The 25,958-nt window shown below is 63.6% G+C and carries 21 protein-coding genes; 12 read left to right on the plus strand and 9 right to left on the minus strand.

The window, feature by feature from the left end; genetic code table 11:
• Positions 1 to 39 precede the first annotated feature (39 nt).
• Positions 40 to 2,142 (minus strand): bifunctional rhamnulose-1-phosphate aldolase/short-chain dehydrogenase, encoded by a 2,103-nt coding sequence (locus NKJ57_RS29480; RefSeq protein WP_352513618.1) that lies wholly within the window; start codon positions 2,140 to 2,142, stop codon positions 40 to 42.
• A gap of 183 nt (positions 2,143 to 2,325) precedes the next feature.
• Here NKJ57_RS29480 and NKJ57_RS29485 point away from each other — a divergent pair, with 183 nt between their 5' ends.
• From NKJ57_RS29485 to NKJ57_RS29515, 7 genes are all read left to right on the plus strand, one after another.
• Positions 2,326 to 3,129 (plus strand): DeoR/GlpR family DNA-binding transcription regulator, encoded by an 804-nt coding sequence (locus tag NKJ57_RS29485; RefSeq protein ID WP_023669662.1) that lies wholly within the window; start codon positions 2,326 to 2,328, stop codon positions 3,127 to 3,129.
• Between the two features lie 48 nt (positions 3,130 to 3,177).
• The gene (gene rhaS / locus NKJ57_RS29490; protein WP_023669661.1) at positions 3,178 to 4,173 is read left to right on the plus strand and encodes a rhamnose ABC transporter substrate-binding protein; all 996 of its coding nucleotides are present in this window, start codon (positions 3,178 to 3,180) and stop codon (positions 4,171 to 4,173) included.
• An 84-nt stretch (positions 4,174 to 4,257) separates the two neighbouring features.
• Entirely contained in the window at positions 4,258 to 5,799 is a 1,542-nt protein-coding gene (locus tag NKJ57_RS29495) for a sugar ABC transporter ATP-binding protein (RefSeq protein WP_352513619.1), read from the plus strand.
• On the plus strand, positions 5,796 to 6,773 hold the full coding sequence (locus NKJ57_RS29500) for an ABC transporter permease (protein ID WP_352513620.1): 978 nt from the start codon (positions 5,796 to 5,798) through the stop codon (positions 6,771 to 6,773). Before NKJ57_RS29495 ends, NKJ57_RS29500 begins: the two co-directional genes overlap by 4 nt.
• Positions 6,770 to 7,765, plus strand: coding sequence for an ABC transporter permease (locus NKJ57_RS29505; protein WP_352513621.1), 996 nt, complete (start codon positions 6,770 to 6,772; stop codon positions 7,763 to 7,765). Before NKJ57_RS29500 ends, NKJ57_RS29505 begins: the two co-directional genes overlap by 4 nt.
• Complete coding sequence (rhaM, locus tag NKJ57_RS29510) at positions 7,765 to 8,082, plus strand: L-rhamnose mutarotase (RefSeq protein ID WP_352513622.1); 318 nt, start codon at positions 7,765 to 7,767, stop codon at positions 8,080 to 8,082. The genes NKJ57_RS29505 and rhaM overlap by 1 nt, the downstream gene beginning before the upstream one ends.
• The gene (locus NKJ57_RS29515) at positions 8,079 to 9,455 is read left to right on the plus strand and encodes an FGGY-family carbohydrate kinase (protein WP_352513623.1); all 1,377 of its coding nucleotides are present in this window, start codon (positions 8,079 to 8,081) and stop codon (positions 9,453 to 9,455) included. The genes rhaM and NKJ57_RS29515 overlap by 4 nt, the downstream gene beginning before the upstream one ends.
• On the opposite strand, the gene NKJ57_RS29520 is transcribed toward NKJ57_RS29515, so the two are convergent.
• The 3 genes from NKJ57_RS29520 to galE all read right to left on the minus strand — a co-directional run bounded on the left by NKJ57_RS29520 (position 9,456) and on the right by galE (position 13,629).
• Entirely contained in the window at positions 9,456 to 11,282 is a 1,827-nt protein-coding gene (locus NKJ57_RS29520; RefSeq protein WP_352513624.1) for an alanine racemase, read from the minus strand.
• Between the two features lie 3 nt (positions 11,283 to 11,285).
• Complete coding sequence (locus NKJ57_RS29525; protein ID WP_352513625.1) at positions 11,286 to 12,536, minus strand: D-amino acid dehydrogenase; 1,251 nt, start codon at positions 12,534 to 12,536, stop codon at positions 11,286 to 11,288.
• 97 nt (positions 12,537 to 12,633) lie between these two features.
• Positions 12,634 to 13,629 carry a UDP-glucose 4-epimerase GalE gene (gene galE, locus NKJ57_RS29530; RefSeq protein ID WP_023692519.1) on the minus strand — a complete coding sequence of 332 codons (996 nt, stop codon included), beginning with the start codon at positions 13,627 to 13,629 and terminating at the stop codon, positions 12,634 to 12,636.
• A gap of 277 nt (positions 13,630 to 13,906) precedes the next feature.
• Here galE and hemA point away from each other — a divergent pair, with 277 nt between their 5' ends.
• Positions 13,907 to 15,184, plus strand: coding sequence for a 5-aminolevulinate synthase (gene hemA / locus NKJ57_RS29535; RefSeq protein WP_023730981.1), 1,278 nt, complete (start codon positions 13,907 to 13,909; stop codon positions 15,182 to 15,184).
• A 19-nt stretch (positions 15,185 to 15,203) separates the two neighbouring features.
• Here hemA and NKJ57_RS29540 read toward each other — a convergent pair whose 3' ends face one another.
• A complete protein-coding gene (locus NKJ57_RS29540) occupies positions 15,204 to 16,370 on the minus strand; it encodes a pyridoxal phosphate-dependent aminotransferase (RefSeq protein WP_352513626.1) in 1,167 nt (388 codons plus the stop codon).
• Positions 16,371 to 16,527: 157 nt separating this feature from the next.
• On the minus strand, positions 16,528 to 16,947 hold the full coding sequence (gene mscL, locus NKJ57_RS29545) for a large conductance mechanosensitive channel protein MscL (RefSeq protein ID WP_023681933.1): 420 nt from the start codon (positions 16,945 to 16,947) through the stop codon (positions 16,528 to 16,530).
• A 252-nt stretch (positions 16,948 to 17,199) separates the two neighbouring features.
• Here mscL and NKJ57_RS29550 point away from each other — a divergent pair, with 252 nt between their 5' ends.
• Positions 17,200 to 20,703 carry a PAS domain-containing hybrid sensor histidine kinase/response regulator gene (locus NKJ57_RS29550; RefSeq protein WP_352513627.1) on the plus strand — a complete coding sequence of 1,168 codons (3,504 nt, stop codon included), beginning with the start codon at positions 17,200 to 17,202 and terminating at the stop codon, positions 20,701 to 20,703.
• 66 nt (positions 20,704 to 20,769) lie between these two features.
• Here NKJ57_RS29550 and NKJ57_RS29555 read toward each other — a convergent pair whose 3' ends face one another.
• Both NKJ57_RS29555 and NKJ57_RS29560 read right to left on the minus strand, forming a co-directional pair.
• Positions 20,770 to 21,429 carry a response regulator transcription factor gene (locus NKJ57_RS29555; protein ID WP_023740729.1) on the minus strand — a complete coding sequence of 220 codons (660 nt, stop codon included), beginning with the start codon at positions 21,427 to 21,429 and terminating at the stop codon, positions 20,770 to 20,772.
• A 116-nt stretch (positions 21,430 to 21,545) separates the two neighbouring features.
• Entirely contained in the window at positions 21,546 to 21,974 is a 429-nt protein-coding gene (locus NKJ57_RS29560) for a hypothetical protein (RefSeq protein WP_023740730.1), read from the minus strand.
• 105 nt (positions 21,975 to 22,079) lie between these two features.
• On the opposite strand from NKJ57_RS29560, the gene NKJ57_RS29565 reads away from it, so the two are divergent.
• Both NKJ57_RS29565 and NKJ57_RS29570 read left to right on the plus strand, forming a co-directional pair.
• Entirely contained in the window at positions 22,080 to 22,430 is a 351-nt protein-coding gene (locus NKJ57_RS29565) for a DUF952 domain-containing protein (RefSeq protein ID WP_023669645.1), read from the plus strand.
• Positions 22,427 to 23,497 carry a quinone-dependent dihydroorotate dehydrogenase gene (locus NKJ57_RS29570; RefSeq protein WP_023740731.1) on the plus strand — a complete coding sequence of 357 codons (1,071 nt, stop codon included), beginning with the start codon at positions 22,427 to 22,429 and terminating at the stop codon, positions 23,495 to 23,497. The genes NKJ57_RS29565 and NKJ57_RS29570 overlap by 4 nt, the downstream gene beginning before the upstream one ends.
• Here NKJ57_RS29570 and NKJ57_RS29575 read toward each other — a convergent pair.
• Positions 23,494 to 24,831, minus strand: a complete 1,338-nt coding sequence (locus NKJ57_RS29575; RefSeq protein WP_023740732.1) for an MATE family efflux transporter — start codon at positions 24,829 to 24,831, stop codon at positions 23,494 to 23,496. The genes NKJ57_RS29570 and NKJ57_RS29575 overlap by 4 nt on opposite strands.
• A gap of 217 nt (positions 24,832 to 25,048) precedes the next feature.
• On the opposite strand from NKJ57_RS29575, the gene NKJ57_RS29580 reads away from it, so the two are divergent.
• Positions 25,049 to 25,951, plus strand: coding sequence for a histone deacetylase family protein (locus NKJ57_RS29580; protein WP_023740733.1), 903 nt, complete (start codon positions 25,049 to 25,051; stop codon positions 25,949 to 25,951).
• The last annotated feature ends 7 nt before the right edge of the window (positions 25,952 to 25,958 follow it).

Raw genomic sequence — 25,958 nt, forward strand, 5'->3', positions numbered from 1 at the left:
GTATAGTGACGGGGAGAAGAGAAGCGCTCCGCCCTTAACTCAGCGCGTAAAGCTCTGCGCGTTGCCGGCGTCGACGTTGATGATGTTGCCGGTGGATTTGGCCGACATGTCGGACGCCAGGAAATAGATCGCTTCGGCGATGTCTTCGGGAAACACCGAGCGCTTCAGCATCGAGCGCGAGCGGTAGTGTTCTTCCAGATCGTCGGTCGACATCTTGTAGGCGGCGGCGCGCTGTTCCTTCCACTCGCCGGTCCAGATCTTCGAACCGCGCAGCACGGCGTCCGGATTGACGACGTTGACCCGGATCTGGGCTTCCGCGCCTTCCAGCGCCAGGCAGCGGGCGAGATGGATTTCGGCCGCCTTGGCGGTGCAATAGGCGGCGGCATTGGGTGACGCGGCAAGACCGTTCTTGGAGGCGACGAAGACGACATTGCCGCCGATCTTCTGGGCCCGGAACAGCCGGAAGGCTTCGCGCGAGACCAGGAAATAGCCGGTCGACAATATGTCCATGTTCTTGTTCCACAGCGCCAGCGTCGTCTCCTCGATCGGCGCCGAGGAGGCGAGGCCTGCGTTGGAGACGAGAATATCAATGCCGCCGAACTCGACGGCTGTCTGGGCGAAGCCGGAAATCACCTGCTCCTCCGCGGTGACGTTGATCAGCACCGGCCGGACGAAGTCCTTGCCATAGGCTTTCGCCAGTTCGTCGTTGGCGTTGGCAAGTGCGGTCTCGTCGATATCGGCCAGCACGACGCAGGCGCCTTCGCGCAGCAGGCGATTGGCGGTGGCGCGGCCGATGCCGCCGGCGCCGCCGGTGACCAGCGCGATTTGGCCGGCGAGCGACTTCGGCTTCGGCATGCGCTGCAGCTTCAAATCCTCGAGCAGCCAGTATTCGATGTCGAAGGCCTCCTGCGCCGGCAGGCCGACATAGGACGAAACGGTCGAGGCCCCGCGCATGACATTGATGGCGTTGACGTAGAATTCGCCAGAGATGCGGGCGGTGGCCTTGTCGCCGGCGAAGGTGAACATGCCGACGCCGGGCATCAGGTAGACCACGGCGTTGGGGTCACGGATCGGGGGCGAGTCCGGATGCTTGCAGCTGTCGTAATAGGCCTGGTAGCCGACACGGTACTCAGCAATATCGTCGGCGAGGCGCGCAATCACGGCTTCGACGTCGGGCTTCGCTGGGTCGAACTCGATAACCAGCGGGCGGATTTTTGTGCGCAGGAAATGATCCGGGCATGAGGTACCGAGTGCCGCCAGCGGGCGCAAATCCCTGGAGTTGACGAATTCGAGCACAGCGGCGGAATCGTCGAAATGGCCGAGCTTGTGGCTCTTCTCCGAAATCAAGCCGCGGATCCTCGGCATCAGTCTCGCCGCGATGGCGCGGCGCTCAGCGGCGTCTAGCGATTTGACGACTTCGCCGCCGAACATGGCGAGACCCTCGGAGCGGCGCTCGAACCATTCGATCGCCTGGTTGATGACCGAGATCGTCGTCTCATAGCACTCCTTGGGTGTGTCGCCCCAGGTGAACAAGCCGTGGCTTTCGAGGATGACGCCCTTGGCCTCGGGGTGTTCGACGCAGAATTTCTCCAGCCAGAGGCCAAGTTCGAAGCCCGGCCGCTTCCACGGCAGCCAGCCGATGGCGTCACTGAATATCTCCTTGGTCAACGCTTTGGAATCCTTGGCCGCGGCAATCGCGATAATGGCATCGGGATGCATGTGATCGACGAACGGCTTCGGCACATAGGCGTGCAGCGGCGTGTCGATCGAGGCCGCGCGCGGGTTGAGGTTGAAGGTGCAGTGGGGAAGATAGCCCACCATCTCGTCCTCATGCGCGACGCCACGATAGAGGCCTTTCAGCGCCTGCAGTTTGTCCATGTAGAGCGTGGCGAAACCGTCCAGTTTGATCGAGGCGCTGTCGCCGCCCGAGCCCTTGACCCATAGCACTTCGACTTCGGCGCCGGAGAGCGGGTCCTTCTGCCGGATCTTGGACGAGGTGTTGCCGCCGCCATAATTGGTGACACGCTTGTCGGAGCCGAGCGTGTTGGAGCGATAGACCAGAAGCTCAGGCTCGCTCAGCCCCTTGGCTTTCGCATCGTCCCAAAGGTTGGCAAGGCGCGAGCCGGAGCGCTTGTCGAGCATGATTATCCTCCCTGGGACGCAAAAGGCGCGGTCCATTTTGCCGGAAATGTCTACGCAAGCATCTCGGTTGTCAATCATAAACGATCAAGATCGATCATATTGCACTGCACAATGAAATTATGTGAGCGGAAATGATTGACACTGGTGGTTTTCTAGTGCCTCATGACCGTGCAGGGAGGAACCATGCACGAAAAAGAGCGCCACAGGATCATTCTGTCCGCCGTCCAGGAAAAGCCTGTGGTGACGGTGCAGGAGATGGTCGACCTGACGGACTCCTCCGAGGCGACGATCCGGCGCGATATCGCGGCTCTTCATGTGCAAAAGCGCCTGCGCCGCGTGCGCGGCGGCGCCGAAGCGATCTCGCCACCGCAGTTCATCGGCCTCGCCGGCCGGCCCTTTTCCGTCAACGAAACGCTTAATGCTTCGCAGAAGCGCGCGATTGCGCGCGAAGCGGTGGAGCTGTGCAAGGACGGCGAGCCGATCATCATCAATGGCGGCACCACCACCTTCCAGATGGTGCATTTCCTGACCGGACGCCGCATGCCGATCTTCACCAATTCGTTCCCCATCGCCGAGCACCTGCTCAAGCATTCGAAGAACACCGTCATGCTGTCGGGCGGCACCATCTACCGCGAGCAGAACATCATCCTCTCGCCCTTCGACAATGACGTGACGCGCAATTTCTACGCGCGCCGCATGTTCATGGGCGCTCAAGGGCTCGGGCCGCTTGGCCTGATGGAAGGCGACCCGCTGCTGATCCAGGCGGAGCAGAAACTGATCGACCAGGCCGACGAACTGGTGGTGCTGGTCGACTCATCGAAATTCCGCCAGCGCTCGAGCCTGATCCTGTGTGGGCTCAAGCGCATCGCCACCGTCATCACCGATGACGGCATCGAGGATCGCGAAGCCAACATGCTGGAGGCCGCGGGTGTGACGCTGATCGTCGCCCGCAAGTCGGCAAAGGAAGAATCCTCGCTGCAGGCCTGAGGCCAACCGCAGCGACGATGGAATGCAACGCTCAAGGGAGGAAATACGATGAGCTTTCTGAAGAAATTGATGGTGACGGCCGCGTTCTCGGCCGCCATGTTCGTGAATGCCGCCTATGCCGAGAACGTCAAGATCGCGCTGGTGGTGAAGTCGCTCGGCAACGGCTTCTTCGACGCCGCCAACAAGGGTGCCGAAGAGGCGGCCAAGGAACTCGGCGATGTCGACATCATCTACACAGGCCCGACCAAGGCGACCGCCGAAGCGCAGATCGAAGTGGTCAATTCGCTGATCGCGCAGAAGGTCAACGCCATTGCGATTTCGGCCAATGACGCCGACGCGCTGGTGCCGGTGCTGAAGAAGGCGATGGAGCGCGGCATCACCGTCATCTCGTGGGATTCGGGCGTCGCCAAGGAAGGCCGCCAGCTGCACCTCAACCCGTCCGACACCGGCCTGATCGGCGAGACCATCATCAAGCTTGCCGCCGACTATCTGCCGGAAGGCGGCGAAGTCGCCATTCTGTCGGCTTCGTCGACCGCGACCAACCAGAACGCCTGGATCGACGCGGCCAAGAAAATCCTGCCGGAAAAATTCCCCAAGATCAAACTCGTCGCCACCGTCTATGGCGATGACGATTCGGCCAAGAGCACCGACGAAGCCAAGGGCCTGCTGAAATCCTATCCGAACCTCAAGGCGATCATCGCGCCGACCACCGTCGGCGTCGTTGCCGCTGCCCAGGTCGTCACCGACGCGAACCTGATCGGCAAGGTCAATGTCACGGGCCTGGCGCTGCCGTCCGAGTTCAAGAAGTTCATCGACAACGGCTCCAGCCAGGCGGTTGCCCTCTGGAATCCGATCGACCTCGGCTACTCCGCCGTCTACCTCGCTCATGATCTGGCGGTGAAGAAGGAAGAGGCAAAGCCGGGCGCAACGCTGTCGATCGGCCGCGTCGGCAAGGTCACGCTCGACGACTCGAACTCGGCTGCGATGGCTCCGCCCTTCCAGTTCGACAAGTCCAACATCGAAAAGTTCTCCAAGATCTATTGATCTCGGACGTCTCGGACCAAGCGCGGCGGGACCAAAATCCCGCCGCGACTTTAAACGGACCTTGTTTCAGGGCTTGATACGGATATGGACACGACAGCCCAGCACGGCATTGCGAAGGAGGAGCCCACGGGTCCTGCCCCGCGCCTGACGCTGTCCGGCGCCTCCAAAAGCTTTCCCGGCGTGCGCGCGCTGCACAATGTCAGCCTGTCGCTTTACCCCGGCCAGGTTACGGCGCTGATTGGTGAAAACGGCGCCGGCAAGTCGACGCTGGTCAAGATCATGACCGGCATCTACCAGCCGGACGCCGGCACGATCAGCATTGACGGCCAGGCCGTCACCCTGCCCAGCGCGCATGCCGCCTTCGGCCACGGCGTCACCGCCATTCATCAGGAAACCGTGCTGTTCGACGATCTGAGCGTCGCCGAAAACATTTTTCTCGGCCATGCGCCGCGCACGCGGCTAGGCACCATCGACTGGCGCACCATGCGAAAACACGCGCGCGAAGTGCTCGACACCATGCATGCCGGCCATATCAACGCCGATGCGCGGCTGAAAGACCTCGGCATCGCCAACAAGCATCTGGTAGCGGTTGCTCGCGCGATGTCGATCGATGCGCAGATCGTCATCATGGATGAGCCGACTGCAGCCCTTTCGATGAAGGAGATCGAGGAGCTTTTCCTGCTGATCGAATTCCTCAAGGAGGAAGGCAAGGCGATCCTGTTCATCAGCCACAAGTTCGACGATATCTATCGGATCGCCGATCGCTACACCGTGTTCCGCGACGGCGAGATGGTTGGCGAGGGCCTTATCAAGGATACCGGCCAGAGCCAGATCGTGCGCATGATGGTCGGCCGCTCGGTCGATCACATCTTTCCGCAACGCAAGGCCGAGATCGGCGCGCCGGTGCTGTCGGTCGCTGGCCTTTCGCACCCGACCGAATTCAACGACATCGGCTTCGAACTGCACAAGGGCGAGATCCTCGGTTTCTACGGCCTTGTCGGCGCCGGGCGGTCAGAGGTGATGCAGGCGATTTCAGGCATCACCCGCATATCCGGCGGCACGATCACGCTGGAAGGCAAGGTGATCACGCCGAAATCGGCGGCGGATTCCATCGAAGCCGGCATCGTCTATGTGCCGGAAGAGCGCGGCAAGCAGGGCGTGGTGATCGGCCTGCCGATCTTCCAGAATGTCTCGCTGCCTTCGCTGAAGCGCACCTCCAAATCCGGCCTGCTGCGATTGTCGGAAGAATTCGCGCTCGCCCGCTCCTACACCGAGCGGCTTGACCTCAGGGCCTCCTCGCTCAGCCAGGATGTCGGCACGCTGTCGGGCGGCAACCAACAGAAGATCGTCATCGCCAAATGGCTGGCGACGGCGCCCAAGGTGATCATCCTGGATGAGCCGACCAAGGGCATCGACATCGGCTCCAAGGCCGCCGTGCACGGCTTCATGGCCGATCTCGTCGCGCAGGGCCTGTCGGTGATCATGGTGTCGTCGGAACTGCCGGAGATTCTCGGCATGTCCGACCGCGTCGTCGTCATGCGCGAAGGGCTGGTTGCGGCGGTCTACGATAATAAGGGGCTGGACGCCGAAACGCTGGTCCGGACGGCAGCGGGGATCGCGGCATGAAGGCTCTCCTGAAATACCGCGAGATCTGGCTGGCAGCGGCGATCGTCGTTTTGATTGCTATGATCTCGACGCGCTTCCCGGCATTTGCCGACCCCGGCAATCTCGCTCAGGTGTTCAACGACACATCGATCCTGATGATCCTGGCGCTGGGACAGATGGTGGTCATCCTGACCCGCTCCATCGACCTGTCAATGGCCTCCAACCTCTGTTTCACCGGCATGGTGGTGGCGATGCTGAACGCGGCGCATCCGGCGATCCCGATCCCGCTGCTGATTGTCATCGCGCTCGCCGTCGGACTGGTGCTCGGCGCCATCAACGGGCTGCTGGTGTGGCGGCTGAACATCCCTTCGATCGTGGTGACGCTGGGCACGCTCACCATCTATCGCGGCGCCACCTTCGTCCTCTCCGGCGGCGCCTGGGTCAATGCCGACAAGATGAGCCCGGACTTCATCGGCTTCCAGCGCGCAGCTTTCCTGGGCATTCCGGTTCTGTCCTGGATCGCCATACTGGTCATCGCGCTGTTCTTCGTGGTGATGACGCGAACCGCGCTTGGCCGTTCGATCTATGCCATCGGCGTCAACCCGACGGCGTCGGTCTATGCCGGCATCGATGTCGGCCGAACCAAATTCATCGTCTTCTGCATTTCCGGCATGATCGGCGGGCTCGCCGGTTATCTCTGGATTTCTCGTTATGTCATCGCCTCGGTCGAGGTCGCCAATGGCTATGAACTCAACATCATCGCCGCCTGCGTCATCGGCGGCATTTCGATTGCCGGCGGCATCGGCTCGGTCGGGGGCGCGGTGTTAGGGGCGCTGTTCCTCGGCATCATTTCCAACGCGCTGCCCGTCATCAACATCTCGCCCTTCTGGCAGATGGCGATTTCAGGCAGCGCCATCATCCTGGCCGTCGTGCTCAACGCGCGTGGCGAACGTCAGCAGGGGCGGATTATCCTGAGGAAAGCGGAAGCGGCATGACCGACACCCCCGCCCCGCGCCACATTCCCGACCGGCTCGACAAGCCGCTCTCCTCGGCGATCTTTTCCTGGGAGGCGCTGCTGGTCGTCGTGGCGGTCGCCATCTTCGCCATCAACAGTTTCGCCTCGCCCTATTTCCTCGACGCCTACTCCCTGTCGGATCTGACTTTCAATTTCACCGAGAAAGGCCTGATCGCCTTCGCGATGGCGCTGCTGATCATTTCGGGCGAGATCGACCTGTCGGTCGCCGCCATCATCGCGCTCGCCTCGACCATGATGGGCATGGCGGTGCAGGCCGGCGCCGACACGCCGGTGCTGGTGGCTATCGGCATCGTCGTCGGGCTCGGTTGCGGCGCCTTCAACGGGCTGTTGGTGACGAGGCTCGGCCTGCCGTCCATCGTCGTTACCATCGGCACGATGAGCCTGTTTCGCGGCATTGCCTTCATCATCCTCGGTGACCAGGCCTACAAGGGCTATCCCGAGAGCTTCGCCTTCTTCGGCCAGGGTTACGTCTGGTGGGTGGTGTCGTTCGAACTGGTGCTCTTCCTCATCGCGGCCGTCGCCTACTGGTTCCTGCTGCATCGCACCAGCTTCGGCCGCCGTGTCTTTGCCATCGGCAACAATCCGGTCGCGGCACAGTTTTCCGGCGTTCGCGTCGGCCGCATCAAATTCATCCTGTTTTGCCTGACCGGGCTGATGGCCGGCATCGCCTCGGTGCTGATCACCTCGCGGCTCGGCTCGACGCGGCCGTCGATCGCGCAGGGCTATGAGCTTGAGGTCATCACCATGGTGGTGCTGGGCGGCGTCAGCATTCTGGGCGGCTCCGGCAGCATTTTAGGCGTCGTGCTCGCCGCCTTTATCATGGGGCTGGTGACCTTCGGCCTCGGCCTGCTCAACGTGCCCGGCATCGTCATGTCGATCTTCATCGGCCTGCTCTTGATCGTCGTCATCGCGCTGCCGATCGTCTGGCGGCGGCTGCGCGGTAACAGCTGATGCCTGAGAAATACGCCTTCAAGATGCAGCTCAAACCCGGCATGAAAGCCGACTACAAAAAGCGCCACGATGAGATCTGGCCGTCGCTGGTGGCGCTGCTGAGAGAGGCCGGCGTCTCCGATTATTCGATCCATCTCGATGAAGACACCAACATCCTGTTTGGCGTTCTGTGGCGGCGGGACGACCATGGCATGGCCGACCTGCCGAAGCACCCGGTGATGCAGCGCTGGTGGGCGCACATGGCCGACATCATGGATACCAGGCCGGACAATGAACCGGTGGCCATCCCCCTGGAAACAATGTTCCATATGGCATGAGTGCGCTGCGCCACATCGCCGTCATCGATATCGGCAAGACCAACGCCAAGGTGGCGCTGGTCGATCTCGTCACGCTTAACGAGGTGGCGTTGCGCCGCATGGCGAACGCGCCACTGCGGCAAGCGCCCTACCCGCATCACGATGTCGAGTCGCTGTGGACGTTCATCCTCTACAGCCTTGCCAGCCTCAACCGCGAGCAGCGCATCGACGCGATTTCGATCACCACGCATGGTGCGACCGGCGTGCTGGTCGACGCCGCGGGCGAACTGGTGCTGCCTGTCCTCGACTATGAGTTCGACGGCCCCGACAGGCTGGCTACAGAGTATAGTGCGATCCGTCCGCCCTTCATAGAGACCGGGACGCCGCGCCTGCCGCTCGGCCTCAATCTCGGTGCGCAATTCTTCTGGCTTGAGAAGCGTTTTCCCACCGAATTCGCCAGGGCCGCCGCGATGCTGATGTATCCGCAATACTGGGCGCTGCGCCTGACCGGCGTTGCCGCCAACGAGGTGACCTCGCTCGGCTGCCACACCGATCTGTGGAGCCCTTGGGAGGCGGACTTTTCCTCGATGGTCGACAGGCTGGATTGGCGCAGGCTGATGGCATCGGTGCGGCCGGCCAGGGACCAGCTCGGCCCGATCCTGCCGGCGCTTGCCGCGCGCACCGGGCTCGATCCGCAGACCGCGGTTTTCTGCGGACTGCACGATTCCAACGCCTCCCTATTGCCGCATCTTCTGTCCGACGAGCCGCCCTTCTCGGTCGTCTCGACCGGCACCTGGGTGGTATCGATGGCGGTCGGCGGCAGAGAGATTGCGCTCGATGCTGCGCGCGACACGCTGGCCAATGTCAGCGCGCTGGGCGACCCCGTGCCCTCGGCGCGTTTCATGGGTGGCCGTGAGTTTTCCCAGCTGACCAAGGACAAGCCGCAGGACTGCAGCGGCAGCGAGGTGCTGGCCGTTCTGACAAAAAAGATGCTGCTTTTGCCTTCTACCCAGCAGGGATCAGGTCCGTTCCCGCACCATGCCGCGGCATGGCTTGGTGCCGAGGGCATCAGCAAAGGCGAGCGGTTCGCCGCCATTTCCTTCTATCTGGCACTGATGACGGCGACCTGCCTCGAGCTGATCGGCGCCGACGGCCCGACCACCGTGGAAGGACCGTTTGCTCGCAACCGGCTCTTTGTCGGCATGCTGGCGGCAGCGACCGCGCGCATCGTCATCGCCTCCGAGGCGGCCACCGGCACCAGCATCGGCGCGGCACTGCTCGCATCCGATCAGCCAGTGACGCACGGCAAGGGCGAAAGAATTGAGCCGCAGACCGACCCGGTCTGGGCGGCCTATGTCACCGCGTGGCGCGCGGCAGTCGACGCGCAAGGCTGATCACAAAATCCGCTTCCCAAAGGCCGACATGACGAAGTTGACGGCGTCGGCGCCGATCCGCGGCTCCAGACCGGCGGTCAGCCCGGAAACATCCATCGACAGCAGACCGCCGGACAGCGAGATCGCCTCCATTGCCTGATGCGTCTCGCGCACCGTCAGCCCGCCCGAGCCCGCAGCCCAGCCGGTAAATTCGGTCGCCGTCGGCGAATAGCTGACGTGAAAGCCCTGCGTGCCCGACGTCGCGATGCGGATCGCCTCATGCATGAGGTCGCGCATGCCCATGGCGTCGATGTCGGTCATGGTGAAGGCCGAGACACGCGAATCCTTGAGCACCCTTGCCTCCGCCGGATCGGCATGGCGCAGGCCCACGATGACGACATTTTCCGGCGACAGCTGCGGCTGCAGCGCGCCGGGCTTGTGATCGAGACCGAGCGCGCGGGCCAGCACCGAGACTTCAGGCATGTCTTCGGCCTCCTCGTCCTCGGGCATCAGGGCGGCGAGGGAATCGATCCAGATCAGGCCGAAGGAATGCGTGGCGCGCGCCGTTGCGGTCAGCGCCTTTTGGGCGATACGGCGATCTGCGCCGGCGGCGAGACGGACGAGGCCCGAGGGCGGCCGCTCGACGTCGGCGAGTTCGACCACGTCGAAATTCATTGCCTCCAGCCGCGCGCCGGTTCCCTCGCGGGCGATAATCCCGCCGGCTTCCGGTTCGGCCGAGATCGACACCATCTTGCGGCCGGAGAAATCCGCGACGTCGTGCATCGGCGCCTTCTCGACATATTCCGAGGTCATCGCCAGAAGCATGGCGCCATAATTCATGCGGAAGGCGACGCGGTCGCCGACGGTGGGTCGCGGATCGGCATCCTGCACATCGAGCAGCAGATGGTCGCTGGAAGCGCCGAGCACCCTCACCCCTTTGGCGATCGGCGTCAGCCCTTCCACCAGCACGTCCTCGCGGCCTATATTGGCGATGGCGCGCAGCCGGTCGCCCTCGTCGGCAAAGACCGGCTGGTTGCCGAAGGCGTCGTAGCCGGATGTGCCGATCGGCCGCGAAGGCTTGAGTTTGACCTCGATGATGTCGCTGGTCAGCCGGCAGGCATCGGGTTCGAGTTCGGGCCACGGCACGTCGCGAAAGGTTTCGACACCGCCTTGCAGGATCGCCTCGCCCACGCGCAGATTGTTGATGCCGGGCGGCAGCTTGCCTTCGAGCAGCAGCGTCAGCGATGACGAGGCGCCGCCGGAAATGAAGTCGAGGCTTTTGCCGGACAGGCGCTCAGTCTTGTAGGCATGGGCGACGAGTTGGCCAAGGTTCTCCGGGGTCGGCATTATGGCGCCGAAGCAGCCGAGATTGGTGCCGATGCCGGCGATGCGCACGCCCTTGAATTCCAGGATCTGCTCGACGGTGGGGATCAGGTCGCTTGGCCAGATGCCTTCGCGGAGATCGCCGAGATCGATCATCAGCATGATATCGTGGACGCGGCCCATGCGCGCGGCAATGCGCGATATCTCGCGGATGGTGGTCAGTTCCGACTGCAGGCTGATGTCGACGGTGCGCACGACCTCCTCGACGCGCGCCATGGGCGGGCTGCGCAGCAGCATGACCGGCGCATTGATGCCGCTGTCGCGCAGCCGCCGAATGTTCTCAAAACGCGATTCCGCGATGCCGGCAACACCGCCGCGCAGCATGGCCCGCGCCACCTGCGGCATGCCGCATGTGCCCTTGGTGACACCGAATACCTTGATATCAGACAATGCGCAGCGTTCGACGATGGTGCGGGCGTTGCGCTCGATGCGGCCAAGGTCGATAGCGACTTGCGGTCCCGACATCGCTCAGCTCCCGTAGACCAGCCCTTGGGGGTCGATCTCCGGCTTGCGGCCGGCGACTAGGTCGGCCAGGAACTTGCCCGAGCCGCAGGCCATGGTCCAGCCGACATGGCCGTGGCCGGTGTCGAGGTAAAGGTTCTTGTATTTCGCCTTGCCGATGACCGGCACCGAGTTGGGCATCATCGGCCGCAGACCTGCCCATAACAGCGCCTTCTTCTCGTCGAAAGCGCCGGGGAAAAGGTCTTTGCCGGTGCTCAGCATGGACTTGAAGTCGCTGGATTTGAAGCTGCGGTCGAAGCCGGTGAACTCGGCTGTCGAGGACATGCGCAGGCGGTTTCCGAGCCTGGAGTAGCCAACCAGCCGGTCCTCGTCGGCGCCGCCCATGGTCGGTCCCTTGCTCTCGTCCTCCAGCGGGATGGTCGCGCTATAGCCTTTAACCGGATAGACGGGCAGGTCGATACCGTAGCGGCGACCGATCAGGCCGCTCTCGGGGCCCATGGCGATGACGACGGCGTCGCCCGTCACCGGGCCGGCCGATGTCATGACCGCACGCACCCAGTCGCCCTCTATATCGAGCCCCTCGATCGTGGTGTCGAACAGGAATCTGACGCCAAGCTTTTCGGCCGCATAGGCGGCGAGCCCGTCGACGAATATCCTGGAATCCCCGGTCTGGTCGATCGGCGAATAAACGCCGCCGGCGATCTTTTCCTTCACGCCCGCGAGCCCGGGCTCAAGTTCGACCAGCCGGTCGCGGCCCACGATCTCGATCGGCAGGCCATGCTTCGCCAGAAACTGGTAGTTGTCGGTGCCGGTGTCGAGGCTGTGCTGCGAGCGGAAGAAATAAAGAATGCCCTTCTTGCGCTCGTCATAGTGGATGCCGGTGGCGTCGGAGAGCGCGTTGATGCAGTCGCGCGAATAGAGCGCCAGGCGCAGTTTGACCTGGCTGTTGGCGCGCAGCCGGGCCACGGTGCACTGGCGCAGGAAACGCAGGCTCCAGGCGAGGAAATAAGGATCGAAGCGCAGCCTGACCTTGATGCCGAGATCATGGTTCCAGAGAGCGCGCAGGAAGGTCTTCAGCGCCGTCGGCGAGGCCCAGGCGGTGGCGTCGCCCGGCGACACTAGGCCGGCATTGGACTGGCTGGTGCCGCGCGCCGGCGCCGGATGGCGCTCGATCACGGTGACCTCATGGCCGTCGGCGGCCAGATAATAGGCGGCCGCGGTACCGACAACGCCGGCTCCAAGCACCGTTATCTTCATGCCACCCCCTCATCGCGGCACAGCGCCTCCACGCCGCACCGCCATTGCTTCAATAGCGCTTCGCCGCGCGCCTTGCGAGCCCTCGGAAGTGCCCGGCTCAGCCCCGCGCGGAGTTCTTGCCGGTGAGGATACGCTCCCAGGCGAGTGCATCGGCGACGATCTGGTCGAGGTCGTCGCGTTGCGGGGTCCAGCCGAGTTCGGCGCGTGCAAGGTCCGAATTGGCAACCACGGCGGCGGCGTCGCCGGGGCGCCGGTCGCCCATCTTGACCTCGAAATCCCGGCCGAAGGCGCGCCGCACGCTGTCAATGACCTCGAGCACCGAATAGCCGTGGCTGTAGCCGCAATTGGCGACGAGGCTGCCGCCGCCGGCGCGCAGCCGCTGCAACGCCAGCCGGTGGGCCGCGGCCAGGTCGCTGACATGGATATAATCGCGCATGCAGGTGCCGTCCGGCGTCGGATAATCGGTGCCGAACACCTGCATGAAGGGGCGTTTGCCGAGCGCGGTCTCGCAGGCGACCTTGATCAGATGCGTGGCGCCAGGCGTCGACTGACCCGCCCGGCCCCTGGGATCGGCGCCGGCGACGTTGAAGTAGCGCAGGGCCGTGTAGCGCAAGGGATGCGCAAGCGCTGCGTCGCGCAGCATCCATTCGCTCATCAGCTTGGACAGGCCGTAGGGCGATTCCGGCGCCAGGCGGGCATCCTCGCGCACCGGCTCCAGGCCGGCGCCGCCATAGACGGCGGCGGTCGAGGAGAAGATGAAATGCGGCACGCCCTCGCGCACCGCGGTTTCGATCAGAGTACGGGTCTTGGAGGTGTTATTCTCGTAATAGGCGAGCGGGTCGGCAACCGACTCCGGCACCACGATGGAACCGGCGAAGTGGATGATCGCGTCGACCTCGTTATCCCGGATGATCTGGCCGACCAATTCCCTATCGGCGACATCGCCGACGACAAGCTTGGCTTCCGGCGCTACCGCCCATTCGAAGCCGGTGGAAAGGCGGTCGAGAACGACGACGCTCTCGCCGGCATCCAGCAGTTCCCAGACCATGTGGCTGCCGATATAACCGGCGCCGCCCGTTACCAAAACCGTCATCCGTGTCCTCTTTTACTCATGATATCGGAAACTGTCTCAATCACCGCCTTACTGGAAAGCCTGCGGCAAGGCCATTAGAAACGCCTGAATGTTAAATCCGTAACAGTCTCACCGGCCTGTGGCATCGTACGGAAACAAAATTGATCCACATCAAGGGAATAGGCCACGATCCGGGGTCGTTAGGAACAGGCTTGGGGCGTGGCATTTTGACCAAAACGGCCCGGTGGACGACGAATGGGCCAACGATTATGATCCCGCGCAAAACTGGGAAGGCGACATGAACTATCAGCGGTTCTTCGAGGAAGCGATCGATCAGCTCCACGCCGAGCGGCGCTACCGGGTTTTCGCCGATCTCGAGCGCATTGTCGGCAAGTTTCCGCGCGCTATCTGGCGTTCCAACGGCCGCGCCGAGGAAATCACCGTCTGGTGCTCCAACGACTATCTCGGCATGGGCCAGAACCCCGATGTCATCGCCGCTTTCCAGAACGCGGCCGGCAAGATGGGTTCGGGCGCCGGCGGCACCCGCAACATTTCCGGCACCTCGAACCCGTTGGTCGAGCTCGAGCTGGAACTGGCCGACCTGCACGACAAGGAAGCCGCGCTCGTCTTCACCTCCGGCTTCGTCTCCAACGAGGCCTCGATTTCGACCATTGCGCGGCTTTTGCCCAACTGCCTGATCATTTCAGACGAGTTGAACCATGCCTCGATGATCGAGGGCGTACGGCGCTCGGGCGCCGAAAAGAAGATTTTCCGCCACAACGACGTCGCGCATCTCGAAAGCCTGCTGCAGGTGGCGGGCCGCGAACGCGCCAAGCTGATCGTGTTCGAGAGCGTCTATTCGATGGATGGCGACATCGCGCCGATCAAGCAGATCGTCGAACTGGCCGAACGCTACAACGCCATGACCTATATTGACGAGGTCCATGCCGTCGGCATGTACGGACCGCGCGGCGGCGGCATCACCGAGCGCGAGGGGCTGGCCGACCGCATCGACATCATCGAAGGCACGCTGGCCAAGGCGTTCGGCACGCTGGGTGGCTATATCGCCGGCAACAGCGCCGTCATCGACGCGGTGCGCTCCTATGCGCCGGGCTTCATCTTCACCACGGCGCTGCCGCCGGCCATCGCCGCCGCCGCCACCACGTCCATCCGCCACCTCAAGCGCTCGCAGGCCGAGCGCGATGCGCAACAGCGCCAGGCGTCGCGGACCAAGGAGGTTCTGTCTGCAGCTGGCCTGCCGGTGATGGAATCGCCGACCCATATCGTGCCGGTGCTGGTCGGTGACCCCGAACTCTGCAAGATGGCCAGCGACCGTCTGCTCGGCGTGCACGGCATCTACATCCAGCCGATCAACTATCCGACCGTGCCGCGCGGCACCGAGCGGCTGCGCATCACGCCGACGCCGTTCCATACCGATGCGCTGATTGCGGGACTGCAGGACGCGCTGGTCGAGACATGGGATGCGCTGGGCATTCCCTATGGCTCCGCAGGGCGGCCCACTGTCACCAAGAGCGACCGGATTGTGCCGCTGCTGGTGCCGAAGTCGGGCGGCTGAAGCCGCCGCCCATTTAACCTCAAACCGTCCTCATCCATCCCGCCAGCCGGTGTGCCGCTTCCTCGAGTTGGTCGAGGCGGCGGTGGAAGCACAGGCGCAAAAACGCCTCTCCGCCAGGGCCGAAGGCGGTGCCCGGCGCCAGGCCGACATTGGCCTTGTCGACGATGTCGAAAGCAGCCCGGCGCGGATCGGTGATGCCGTCGACCGTGAAAAACAAATAGAACGCGCCTTGCGGCACGGTGAAGCGCGCTTTGCCGGTTGCGCCGAGAATATCGCAGACCAGGTCGCGCGCTTTCCTGGCGCGCTCCACCTGCTCGAGGATGAAGGTATCACCGTGGTCCAGCGCCGCGACGGCGCCGCGCTGTATGAACTGGGCGACGCCTGAGGTCGAATACTGGATCAGGTTCTCGAACACCTGCTGCAGCTCGGGATGGGTCTTGATCCAGCCGACGCGCCAGCCGGTCATTGCCCAGTTCTTGGAAAAGGAGTTGACGAACAGGATGCGGTCTTCCGCGGTCGAAATGTCGAGGAAGGACGGCGCACGGCCGTGGCCGTAGTGGAACAGCGAATAGATCTCGTCGGCGATGATCCACAGGCCCTTTTGGCGGGCGAGATTCAGGATCGCCTGCAGCGTTTCCTTATCGGCCGTCCAGCCGGTGGGGTTCGATGGCGTGTTGACGAACAGCGCCTTGGCGCGCGGCGTCACCGCAGCCGCAATCTTGTCGACATCGCAGGACCAGCCATTGCCCGACTGGTCGAGCGTGACCGCAACCGGGGTAGCGCCGGAAATACCGGCGGCGGCGGCGAAATTCGGCCAGGCCGGGGAGAGATAGACCACCTCGTCGCCGCTGCCGGCGACCGCGGCTAATGCCAACTGAATGGCATGCATGCCGGAACCGGTGGCGATGAATTCCTCTTCGGCGAAGCTCTTGCCGAAATGCCTGGCATAGTAGCGGGAAAGCGCTTGCCTCAGCTCCGGAATGCCTTTCTGCCAGGTGTAGAAGGTCTCGCCATTGGCGAGCCCCTTGGCGGCGGCTTCCGAAATGAAGGCAGGCGTCGGCAAATCGCCTTCACCGGCCCAGAGCGGGATCATGCCCTCGCGCGTACGACCGTAATTGACGACGGCGACAATGCCGCTTTCGGGGGCGGCCACCGCTTCGGCGCGCAAGCTATCGATCAGGGTCATGACAGGTCCGTTTTGATGTCCGCTTTGATGCATGTCATTATCCAGAACCGCTGCGCACTTATGGGCGACATGCATTGGCGGATGCTCTTAGCAGATGCGGCAACAGAAAACCCCGGCCGCGAACGACCGGGGTTTTGGTCCAGAAATCTGGCCTTGTCTATTTCCTGGCGAGGAGATCGCGAATTTCGGTGAGCAGTGCGACGTCAGCCGGCGGCGGAGCCGCAGGTGCGGCCGGCTTCTCGCGCTCGAGCCGCTTGCGCATGTTGTTCACGGCCTTGACCATAAGGAAGATGATGAAAGCCAGGATGACGAAATTCAGCGCCACGGTGATAAAATTGCCGTAGGCGAACACCGCGCCTTCCTTACGCGCGTCGGCAAGATTGGTCGAATGCACTGTTGATGAGAGGCCTATGAAGTAGTTGGAAAAGTCGACGCCACCAAGTGCGCCGATGAAAGGCATGATGATGTCATTGACAAGAGAATCGACGATCTTGCTGAAGGCCGCGCCGATGATGACGCCGACCGCAAGGTCCATCACATTTCCTTTGGAAATGAATTCCTGGAATTCTTTCAGCATTCGACCCTCCTTGTCATGACGGACCGCGCTGCCGCCGTCCCTCCGGCGTCGGCCCGTGCGCACCATAACAAAAACCTGCGGTTGCAACAGAAGCAAAAGCTGGAAAACACCGCTTTCTCCTTACCTTGGGTCACGGTTCGACAGGGCGGCGTCGCGGCCATGCGCCGGAAAGCCGCGATGGACTTGACCTTAGAGCTGTGATTGCCTCTGGGCAGGCCGGGGTGAAAGCTGGCCGAGGAGGATTTTCGGGCCGTGCAGGGCTGGTTCATCGTCATCATTGCGGTCGCCTATGTAACGCTGCTGTTCGTCATCGCCAGCCTCGGCGACCGGCGTTCAACGGCGCTGGGACCCGGCCGCGCCCGGCCCTTCATCTATGCGCTCAGCCTCGCCATCTACTGCACCTCCTGGACCTTCTTCGGCTCGGTCGGCCTGTCGTCCGAGCGCGGCCTCGAATTTTTGGGCATCTACACCGGGCCGGTGCTGGTGTTCGTGTTCGGCTTTCCGCTGCTCAATCGCATCGTGCGGCTGGCCAAGAGCGAGAAGATCACCTCGATCGCCGACTTCCTCGGCGCGCGCTACGGCAAGAGCTTTGCCGTCTCGGCGATCGCCACGCTGATCGCCACCATCGGCGCGGTGCCCTATATCGCACTGCAATTGAAGGCGATCTCCGGTTCGGTCGGCCTGATGGTCGAGCATTATACGGGATCGCCGCCCTCCTTCGATCCCTTCGTCAGCGACATCTCGCTGGTGGTGGCCATGCTCTTGGCGCTGTTTGCGGTGCTGTTCGGCACCCGCCATGCCGACGCCACCGAGCACCAGGACGGGCTGGTGCTGGCGGTGGCGGTCGAAACTGTGGTCAAGCTCGCCGCCTTCCTGGCGATCGGCCTGATGGTCACCTTCCTGATCTTCGGCGGCCCGGGCGACATGATCGACAAGCTGGCCGAAAACAGCCAGGTGCGGCAGGCCATGGGCTACGACACCTCGCTCGCCACCTGGCTGGTGCTGACTTGCCTGAGCGGCTTTGCCATCATCATGCTGCCGCGCCAGTTCTACGTCACCATCGTCGAGAACCGCGGCGAGGCCGAACTGCGCACCGCGACCTGGGTGTTCCCGCTCTATCTCGTAGCGATAAACCTGTTCGTGCTGCCGATCGCCTTCGCCGGCCTGGCGCTGGTCGGCACCAAAACCACCAGTGACCTCTATGTGCTGGCGCTGCCCTTGTTCGGCGGCCATGACTTCCTCGCCATGGCCGCCTTCATCGGTGGGCTGTCGGCGGCGACCGCCATGGTGATCGTCGAAAGCGTGGCGCTGTCGATCATGATCTCCAACGACCTCGTCATCCCGCTGTTCGTGCGCCGCCTGCTCAAGACCACGACCTCGGAGAATGAGGATTGGTCGACGCTGATCCTCAACGTGCGGCGCGGCGCCATCTTCATCCTGTTGTTCATTGCCTTCCTCTACTACCGCGAAAGCACCAATTCGGCGCGGCTGTCGTCGATCGGCCTGATGTCGTTCGCAGCAATCGCCCAATTCGCGCCGGCGCTGATCGGCGGGCTGATCTGGCGCGGCGCCAATGGCCGCGGCGCGGCCCTTGGCATGGTCGCCGGCATCCTCGTCTGGGGCTATACGCTGCTTTTGCCGTCGCTCTCGGCAGCCGACGCGGACATCGTCGTGCAGGGGTTGTTCGGTTTCGAGGCGCTGCGGCCGCAGGCTCTGTTCGGCACCGTCGCCGAACCGTTGAACCACGGCGTGCTGTGGAGCCTGTCGGTCAACACGCTGTTTTTTGTCCTCGGCTCGCTGTCGCGCGCGTCAGTGCCGCTGGAGCGGATCCAGGCGTCGATCTTCGTGCCGCGCGAATCCGGCCCGATGCCCAGCCTGCGCCGCTTCCGCACCGCCATCACCGTCAACGTGCTGAAGGACGCCATCTCGCGCTACCTCGGCGTCGAGCGTACCGAGCGCTCCTTCCAGTCCTTCGAAAAGAGCACTGGCGTCTCGTTGCACGGCAATGAGCAGGCCAGCATGGACGTCATCCGTTTCTCCGAGCAGCTGCTGGCGAGCGCGGTCGGCTCGTCGTCGGCGCGGCTGATCCTGTCGCTGCTGTTTCGCCGCAACGACCGCGACTCAAAAGATGCCTTCCGCCTGCTCGACGACGCCACCGAAGCGCTGCAGCACAATCGCGACCTGTTGCAGATCGCGCTCGACCAGATGGAACAGGGCATTACCGTCTTCGACCGCGATTTCCGCCTGATCTGCTGGAACAGACAATATCGCGCGCTGTTCGACCTGCCCGACGAGATGGGCCAGGTCGGCGTCTCGCTCGACCGCATCCTGCGCCACCTCGCCGAGCGCGGCGATATCCCGGCCGACCAGCGCGTGGCGATGCTCAACCGGCTGACCAGCTTCGTCAGCCCATGGCAGATGGAGTTGACGACCAGTGGCCGAATCCTCGAACTGCGTTCCAACCCGATGCCGGACGGTGGCATCGTTGCCACCTATGCCGACATATCAGGACGCGTCGAACAGGATTTGGCGCTGAAGCGTGCCAATGAATCGCTGGAGCAGCGGGTCAAGACGCGTACCATCGAACTGACTAGGGTCAACGAGGAGTTGACCCGGGTCAATGAGGAGTTGGCGCAGGCGCAGATGCTGGCCGAGGAGGCCAATTTGGGCAAGACGCGCTTCCTCGCCGCCGCCGGCCACGACATCCTGCAGCCGCTGAACGCCGCCCGTCTCTACTGCTCGTCGCTGATCGAAAAGGCCGGCAAGGGCCCGGCCGGGGAGGCTGCTATCAACATCGAATCCTCGCTCGAATCGGTCGAGACGATCCTGGGCGCCGTGCTCGACATTTCCCGCCTCGACGCCGGCGCAATGAAACCAGACGACAGCGCCTTCCGCCTGGACGGGCTGCTGCGCCAGATCGGCAACGACTTCCAGCCGCTCGCCGCCGAAAAGAAACTCGATCTGAAGATCATGGCCTCGTCGCTCGGCGTGATGACGGACCGCAACTTGCTGCGCCGGTTGATCCAGAACCTGGTCTCCAACGCCATCAAATACACCCGGCATGGCCGCATCCTGGTCGGTGTGCGACGGCGCGGCGAACTCGCCGAGATCCAGGTGATCGACACTGGCATCGGCATTGCCGGCGACAAGCTGAACACGGTCTTCAACGAGTTCACCCGGCTGGACGAAGGCGTGCGCGAGGCCGAAGGTCTCGGCCTTGGCCTGTCCATCGTCGACCGCATCGCGCGGGTGCTGCGGCTCGAGATCCAGATCTTTTCCAACCCGGGCAAGGGTACGCGCTTTTCCGTTATCCTGCCGGTTGCGGCGGTTGAGGCGCCGCGGCGCGAGGTCGAGCCGAAGGCGCCTGCCCGCACCGCGAATTCGCTGGCCGGCCTGCGCGTCATGTGCATCGACAACGACGCCCGCATCCTCGACGGCATGCGGCTTCTGCTCGAGGGCTGGGGCTGCAGCATCGGCACGTTTTCGGGTTCGGAGGATTTCGCCAAGGCCGATCGTCCCGACATCGTGCTTGCCGACTATCATCTCGATGGCAGAAGCGGCCTCGACATCATCGCCCGCCTGCGTGACATCCATGGTTCCGACCTGCCGGCCGTGCTGGTCACCGCCGACCGCTCCACCGAGGTCCGTGCCGCTGCCGCCGCGCTCGACGTGCCGGTGATCAACAAGCCGCTGAAGCCGGCGGTGCTGCGTTCGATGATGGCAAGGGTCAGGCCGCTGGCGTCGGCGGCCGAGTAGAGTTTCTATCTTTTTGTTTTACGCATTTCCCAAGGGAAAGCGCTACGCACTTTTCCTGGAATAGCTTTAGCCTGCTGGCTGCAACGGATCGCTGCCGATCTTGGACAGCTGGATCACCGCCTGGGTGCGGCTGTCGACGCCGAGCTTTTGCAGGATGGCCGAGACATGCGCCTTGACCGTCGCTTCGGAGACGCTGAGTTCGTACGCGATCTGCTTGTTGAGCAGGCCTTCGGCCAGCATGCCGAGGACACGCGTCTGCTGCGGTGTCAGCGCCTGCAGCCGCTTGATCAGGTCGGATATTTCGGGGTCGCGCTCGACGCCGAGGTCGATGCCGACGGGTGCTGCGATGTCGCCGGCCAGCACCGTCTGCACGGCGCTGCGAATCTCTTCCATACTGGCCGATTTGGAGATGAAGCCGGACGCGCCGAGATCGAGTGCGCGCCGGATGGTCACCGGGTCGTCGTGCGCCGACACCACCACCAGCGGCACCGCCGGGTGGATGCCGCGCAACGCGATCAGACCGGACAGGCCGCTGGCGCCCGGCATCGACAGATCGAGCAGCACGAGGTCGACATCCTCATGGGCCACGACCAGCGCCTTGGCGCTTTCGAAATCGCCGGCCTCGTGAATGGCGGCGACATCGCCGACGCCGGCAAGCGCCTCTTTCAAGGCGCCGCGGAACAGCGGATGGTCGTCGGCAATGACGAAGGTGTAGCCCGACGGCAAATGTTCCTCCCCAAATCCCTTATTGATTATCGGCTTTTACGGGACCGGACGATTATGCGGCGAAGCGCTTTGTTTCAAGCGGCAATGGCCGGACGGGGCATTTCCCCGCGGGCAGTTCAGGTCTTTTGCGAATTGAGATTGGCGCCGTCATCCTTGTCCATTTCCTTGACGATGCCCATGAAGCCGCGCAGCATGCGCTCCATATAGCTCATCGTCTTGTCGAAATCCTCCTCGCTCGGCAGCTTCGATTCGAGGCGGGCGGACAGCGAGTTCTCGAGCTTGGCGACGCGTTCGTCCATTGCCTTCATCGAGGCCTGCAAACGGTCGACTTCGTCCTGGAAGGCGGCGCGTTCGTCGGCGGCCATCTTGCAGACGAGCTGGCCGGAGCGCTCCTCGCAGATCGACATGGCGCCGGTCCGGGTGTCCATGCGGACATAACCGTTGGCGGATTTTTCCAGCCGGTAGCGGTCGGTCTCTTCGGACCAGGCCGATGCCGCAACCAGCGAGACCAGTGCGGCGGGGATCAGTATGTGCTGCAGACGCATGTTCCATCCTCCACGAGCCAGTATGCGCAACCTATCACAGCTTTGCGCCGTAAATGCGGACGAGTTGCCCTTCCCCGCATGATCGGTTCGGATTATAGCGCAACCATGTCTCAGATTATCTACAAGATCGCGCCCGAAGCGCTTTGGCGCGAGGCCGAGAAAAACGGCCGTTTCACCGGCGCTCCGATCGATATCGCCGACGGCTTCATCCATTTCTCCACCGCTGATCAGGTCAGGGAGACGGCGGCGAAGCATTTCGCCGGCCAGATGGATTTGCTGCTGATCGCCATCGACGGGGCGCTGCTCGGTGACGCGCTGAAATACGAGGTCTCGCGGGGCGGCGCGCTGTTCCCGCATCTCTATGGCGTGCTCGATATGAGCGCCGTGCTGTGGGTGCGGCCACTGCCGCTCGGGGCCGACGGCGCCCATCAATTCCCGGCGCTGGAGGCCGAATGATCGTGTTCGATCGCATCGGCCAGAAACTGCTGTTCACCTTCGATCCGGAAACGGCGCATGGCATGTCGATCGCGGCGCTGCGATGCGGTCTGCCGGTCGGCGCGCGGACGGTGCGCGACGACAGGTTGAAGCTCAGCCTCTGTGGCATCGCCTTCCCCAATCCGCTCGGCATGGCCGCAGGCTACGACAAGAACGCCGAGGTGCCCGACGCGCTGCTTGGCCTCGGCTTCGGCTTTGCCGAAGTCGGCACCGTGACGCCGCTGCCGCAGGCCGGCAATCCGAAGCCGCGCATTTTCCGGCTGACGGAGGATGATGCGGTGATCAACCGCCTGGGCTTCAACAATGAGGGCCACGAGGCGGCGGAAAAACGCCTTGCCGCGCGCCAGGGACGCGGCGGCATTGTCGGCGTCAACATCGGCGCCAACAAGGACAGCGCCGATCGTGTCCGTGACTATGAGTTGGGCGTTTCCCGTTTTGCGAAATACGCCAGCTATCTCACCGTCAACATCTCGTCGCCCAACACGCCCGGCCTGCGCACCATGCAGGCGCGCGAACAGCTCGGCGAACTGTTGTCTCGGGTCATGTCGGTGCGTGCAGCAGCTTCGGCGCAGCCGCCCCTCTTCCTCAAGATCGCGCCCGATCTGGTCGAGGCCGAGCTTGAAGACATCGCCGCCGAAGTCAGCGAGAAGCAGATTGACGGCGTCATCGTCTCCAACACGACGCTGGCGCGAACCGGATTGCGTAGCACAAGCGGCGAGACCGGCGGTCTCTCGGGAAAACCGCTGTTCGAGCGTTCGACCATCGTGCTGGCCAAGATGCGTCGGCTGCTCGGGCCGGAGCGCGCCGTCATCGGCGTCGGCGGCGTCGATTCCACTGATGCCGCGCTGGAGAAAATCCGCGCCGGCGCCGACCTCGTGCAGCTCTATACCGGCATGGTCTATGCCGGGCCGGCGCTGCCGGGGCGCATCCTTGCCGGGATGGTGCGATTTGCCGACAAGGAGCGGCTGAAATCATTGCGCGAACTGCGCGACAGCCGGCTCGATCAGTGGGCTGCCAGGCCGCTCTAAAACGCCGTGCGCAACCGGAGCCGCAGGATGGCCAGCAGGCTGAAGCCGCGCACCAGCAGGAAGACGTGCAGCGCCGCCCACAGGCCGTGATTGCCGAGAGACGGCGCCAAGCTGAACAATGCGGCGCTGAAGGCCAGGAACGACACCAGCATCATGTTGCGCATCTCGCGCGACCAGGTAGCGCCGATGAAGACGCCGTCCATCTGGAAGGCCAGCACGCCGCTCAGCGGTGTCAGTGCCGCCCACGGCAGATAGATGTCGGCAACAGCACGAACATCCGGCGACGTGGTGATCAACGAAATCAGGCCGGCGCCGCCGAGCCAGAAGATCAGCGTGGCGGTTCCGGCGAGGCCGAACCCCCAGAATAAGGTCAGACGTACCGCCCGGCGGAACGCCGTCTCGGCACGTGCGCCGATCGCGCGTCCCGCCAACTGTTCGGCCGCGGTGGCGAAACCGTCGAGAAAATAGCCGGCGACGAGGAAGAAGTTCATCAGCACGGCATTGGCGGCCAGCGTCAGCGTGCCGAACTGCGCGCCCTGGCGGGTGAACAGCGCGAAAGCGGCGAGCAGCGAGAACGAGCGGATCATGATATCGCGGTTGAGCGACAGCATGCGCAGGAAAGCGGGCATGTCGAGCAGGCGATGCCGCGGCAGGCGGGGTGCGGCCCGGAAGCGCCAGACAACGATGGCGAGACCCAGCAGCATGGCCAGACATTCGCCGGTGACGGTCGCCCAGGCCACGCCGGCGACGCCCCAGCCAAGCTTCAGGCCGAGCAGGATGCAAAGCACGATGTTGATGCCGTTGAGCACCGCCTGCAGCATCAGCCCAAGCCCGCCCTCGCCGCGTCCAAGGACATAGCCGAGGATGGCGTAGTTGATCAGCGTGAAGGGGGCGGCGAGCATTCTGATGTGGATATAGACGCCCATCGCCTCGCCGACGCGCGCTTCGCCGCCGATGAATTTCTGGCCGGCGATGGCAATCAGCGGCGCAAGGACGACAAGCACGATGCCGGCGGCGACCGCGATCAGCACGGCGCGCCAGAACACCGCCTGCTCCTCGGTTTCGTCGCCGCGCCCAAACGCCTGGGCGACGAGGCCGGTGGTGCCGGAGCGCAGGAAATTGAAGGTGCTGAAGACGACGTCGAAGACCAGGGCCCCGGCCGCCAGGCCGCCGAGCAGGGCGGCATCGCCGAACTGCCCGACCACCGCCGTGTCGACGATGCCGAGCAGCGGCGTCGTCAGATAGGCGAGCGTCATCGGCACGGCGATGGCGAGCACCGAACGGTTGGTGACGGCGAAGGGTCTCGCGTCGGCTGGGATTGCACCCGTGTCCAGGGGACTGCTGCCTTGCTGATTGCGGCTTGATCGAACAGCCGATGTGCCCCATTTTCCGGCCACCGCGCAATCACTCTTGCCGTGACGGCCAACCGAAATGTTCTTCTGGCGCGAGCCCGCCGGATCCGAGTACTGGTTTTAAGCAATTCCCAAGGGGAAGCGCTACGCGCTTCTCCCGGGAAAACCGCTGCACACTTTTCCTGGAATTGCTTTAGCCATGCCCCTGCAGATCGTCCATCATCCCGACTACGATGCCGGCTTCGCCGTCAATCATCGCTTTCCGATGAGCAAATATCCGCTGCTGATGCAGGCCTTGCATATCAGGGGTCTGATCCATGCGGGGGCGCTGTCGATGCCCGAGCCGGCGCCGGCCTCCTGGCTGAAGCTCGCCCATGCGGCTGATTATGTCGACCAGGTCATCACGTGTTCAGTGCCTGAAAAGATCGAGCGCGAGATCGGCTTTCCCGTGGGACCGCGCGTTTCGCTCAGGGCGCAACTCGCCGCCGGCGGCACGGTGCTGGCGGCGCGACTGGCGCTTATCAATGGCATTGCCTGCAACAGCGCCGGCGGCAGCCACCATGCGCGGCGCGCGCAAGGCGCGGGCTTCTGCACCTTCAACGATGTTGCCGTCGCTTCGCTGGTGCTGCTAGCCCAAGACGCGGTGAAAAACATCCTGATCGTCGATCTCGATGTGCATCAGGGCGACGGCACCGCGGACATCCTGAAAGACGAGCCACGCGCGTTCACCTTTTCCATGCATGGCGAGCGCAATTATCCGGTGCGCAAGATTGCCTCCGATCTCGACGTTGCCCTGCCGGACGGCACCGGCGATGGCGCCTATCTCGAACGGCTGGGTGTCCTCCTGCCGGAGCTCTCGGCCAAGGCGCACTGGGACATCGTCTTCTACAATGCCGGTGTCGACGTGCATGCCGAGGACCGGCTCGGCCGGCTATCGCTCAGCGATGACGGCGTGCGTGCCCGCGACGCCATGGTGATCGGTCATTTCCGCGCGCTGGGCATCCCGGTCTGCGGTGTCATCGGCGGCGGCTATTCGACCGATGTCGCAGCGCTCGCGGCGCGCCACGCCATCCTGTTCGAGGTGGCGTCGGACTTTGCCTGAGTGGCCT

It is taken from the genome of Mesorhizobium sp. M0077 (assembly GCF_040322955.1).
Taxonomy (GTDB): domain Bacteria; phylum Pseudomonadota; class Alphaproteobacteria; order Rhizobiales; family Rhizobiaceae; genus Mesorhizobium.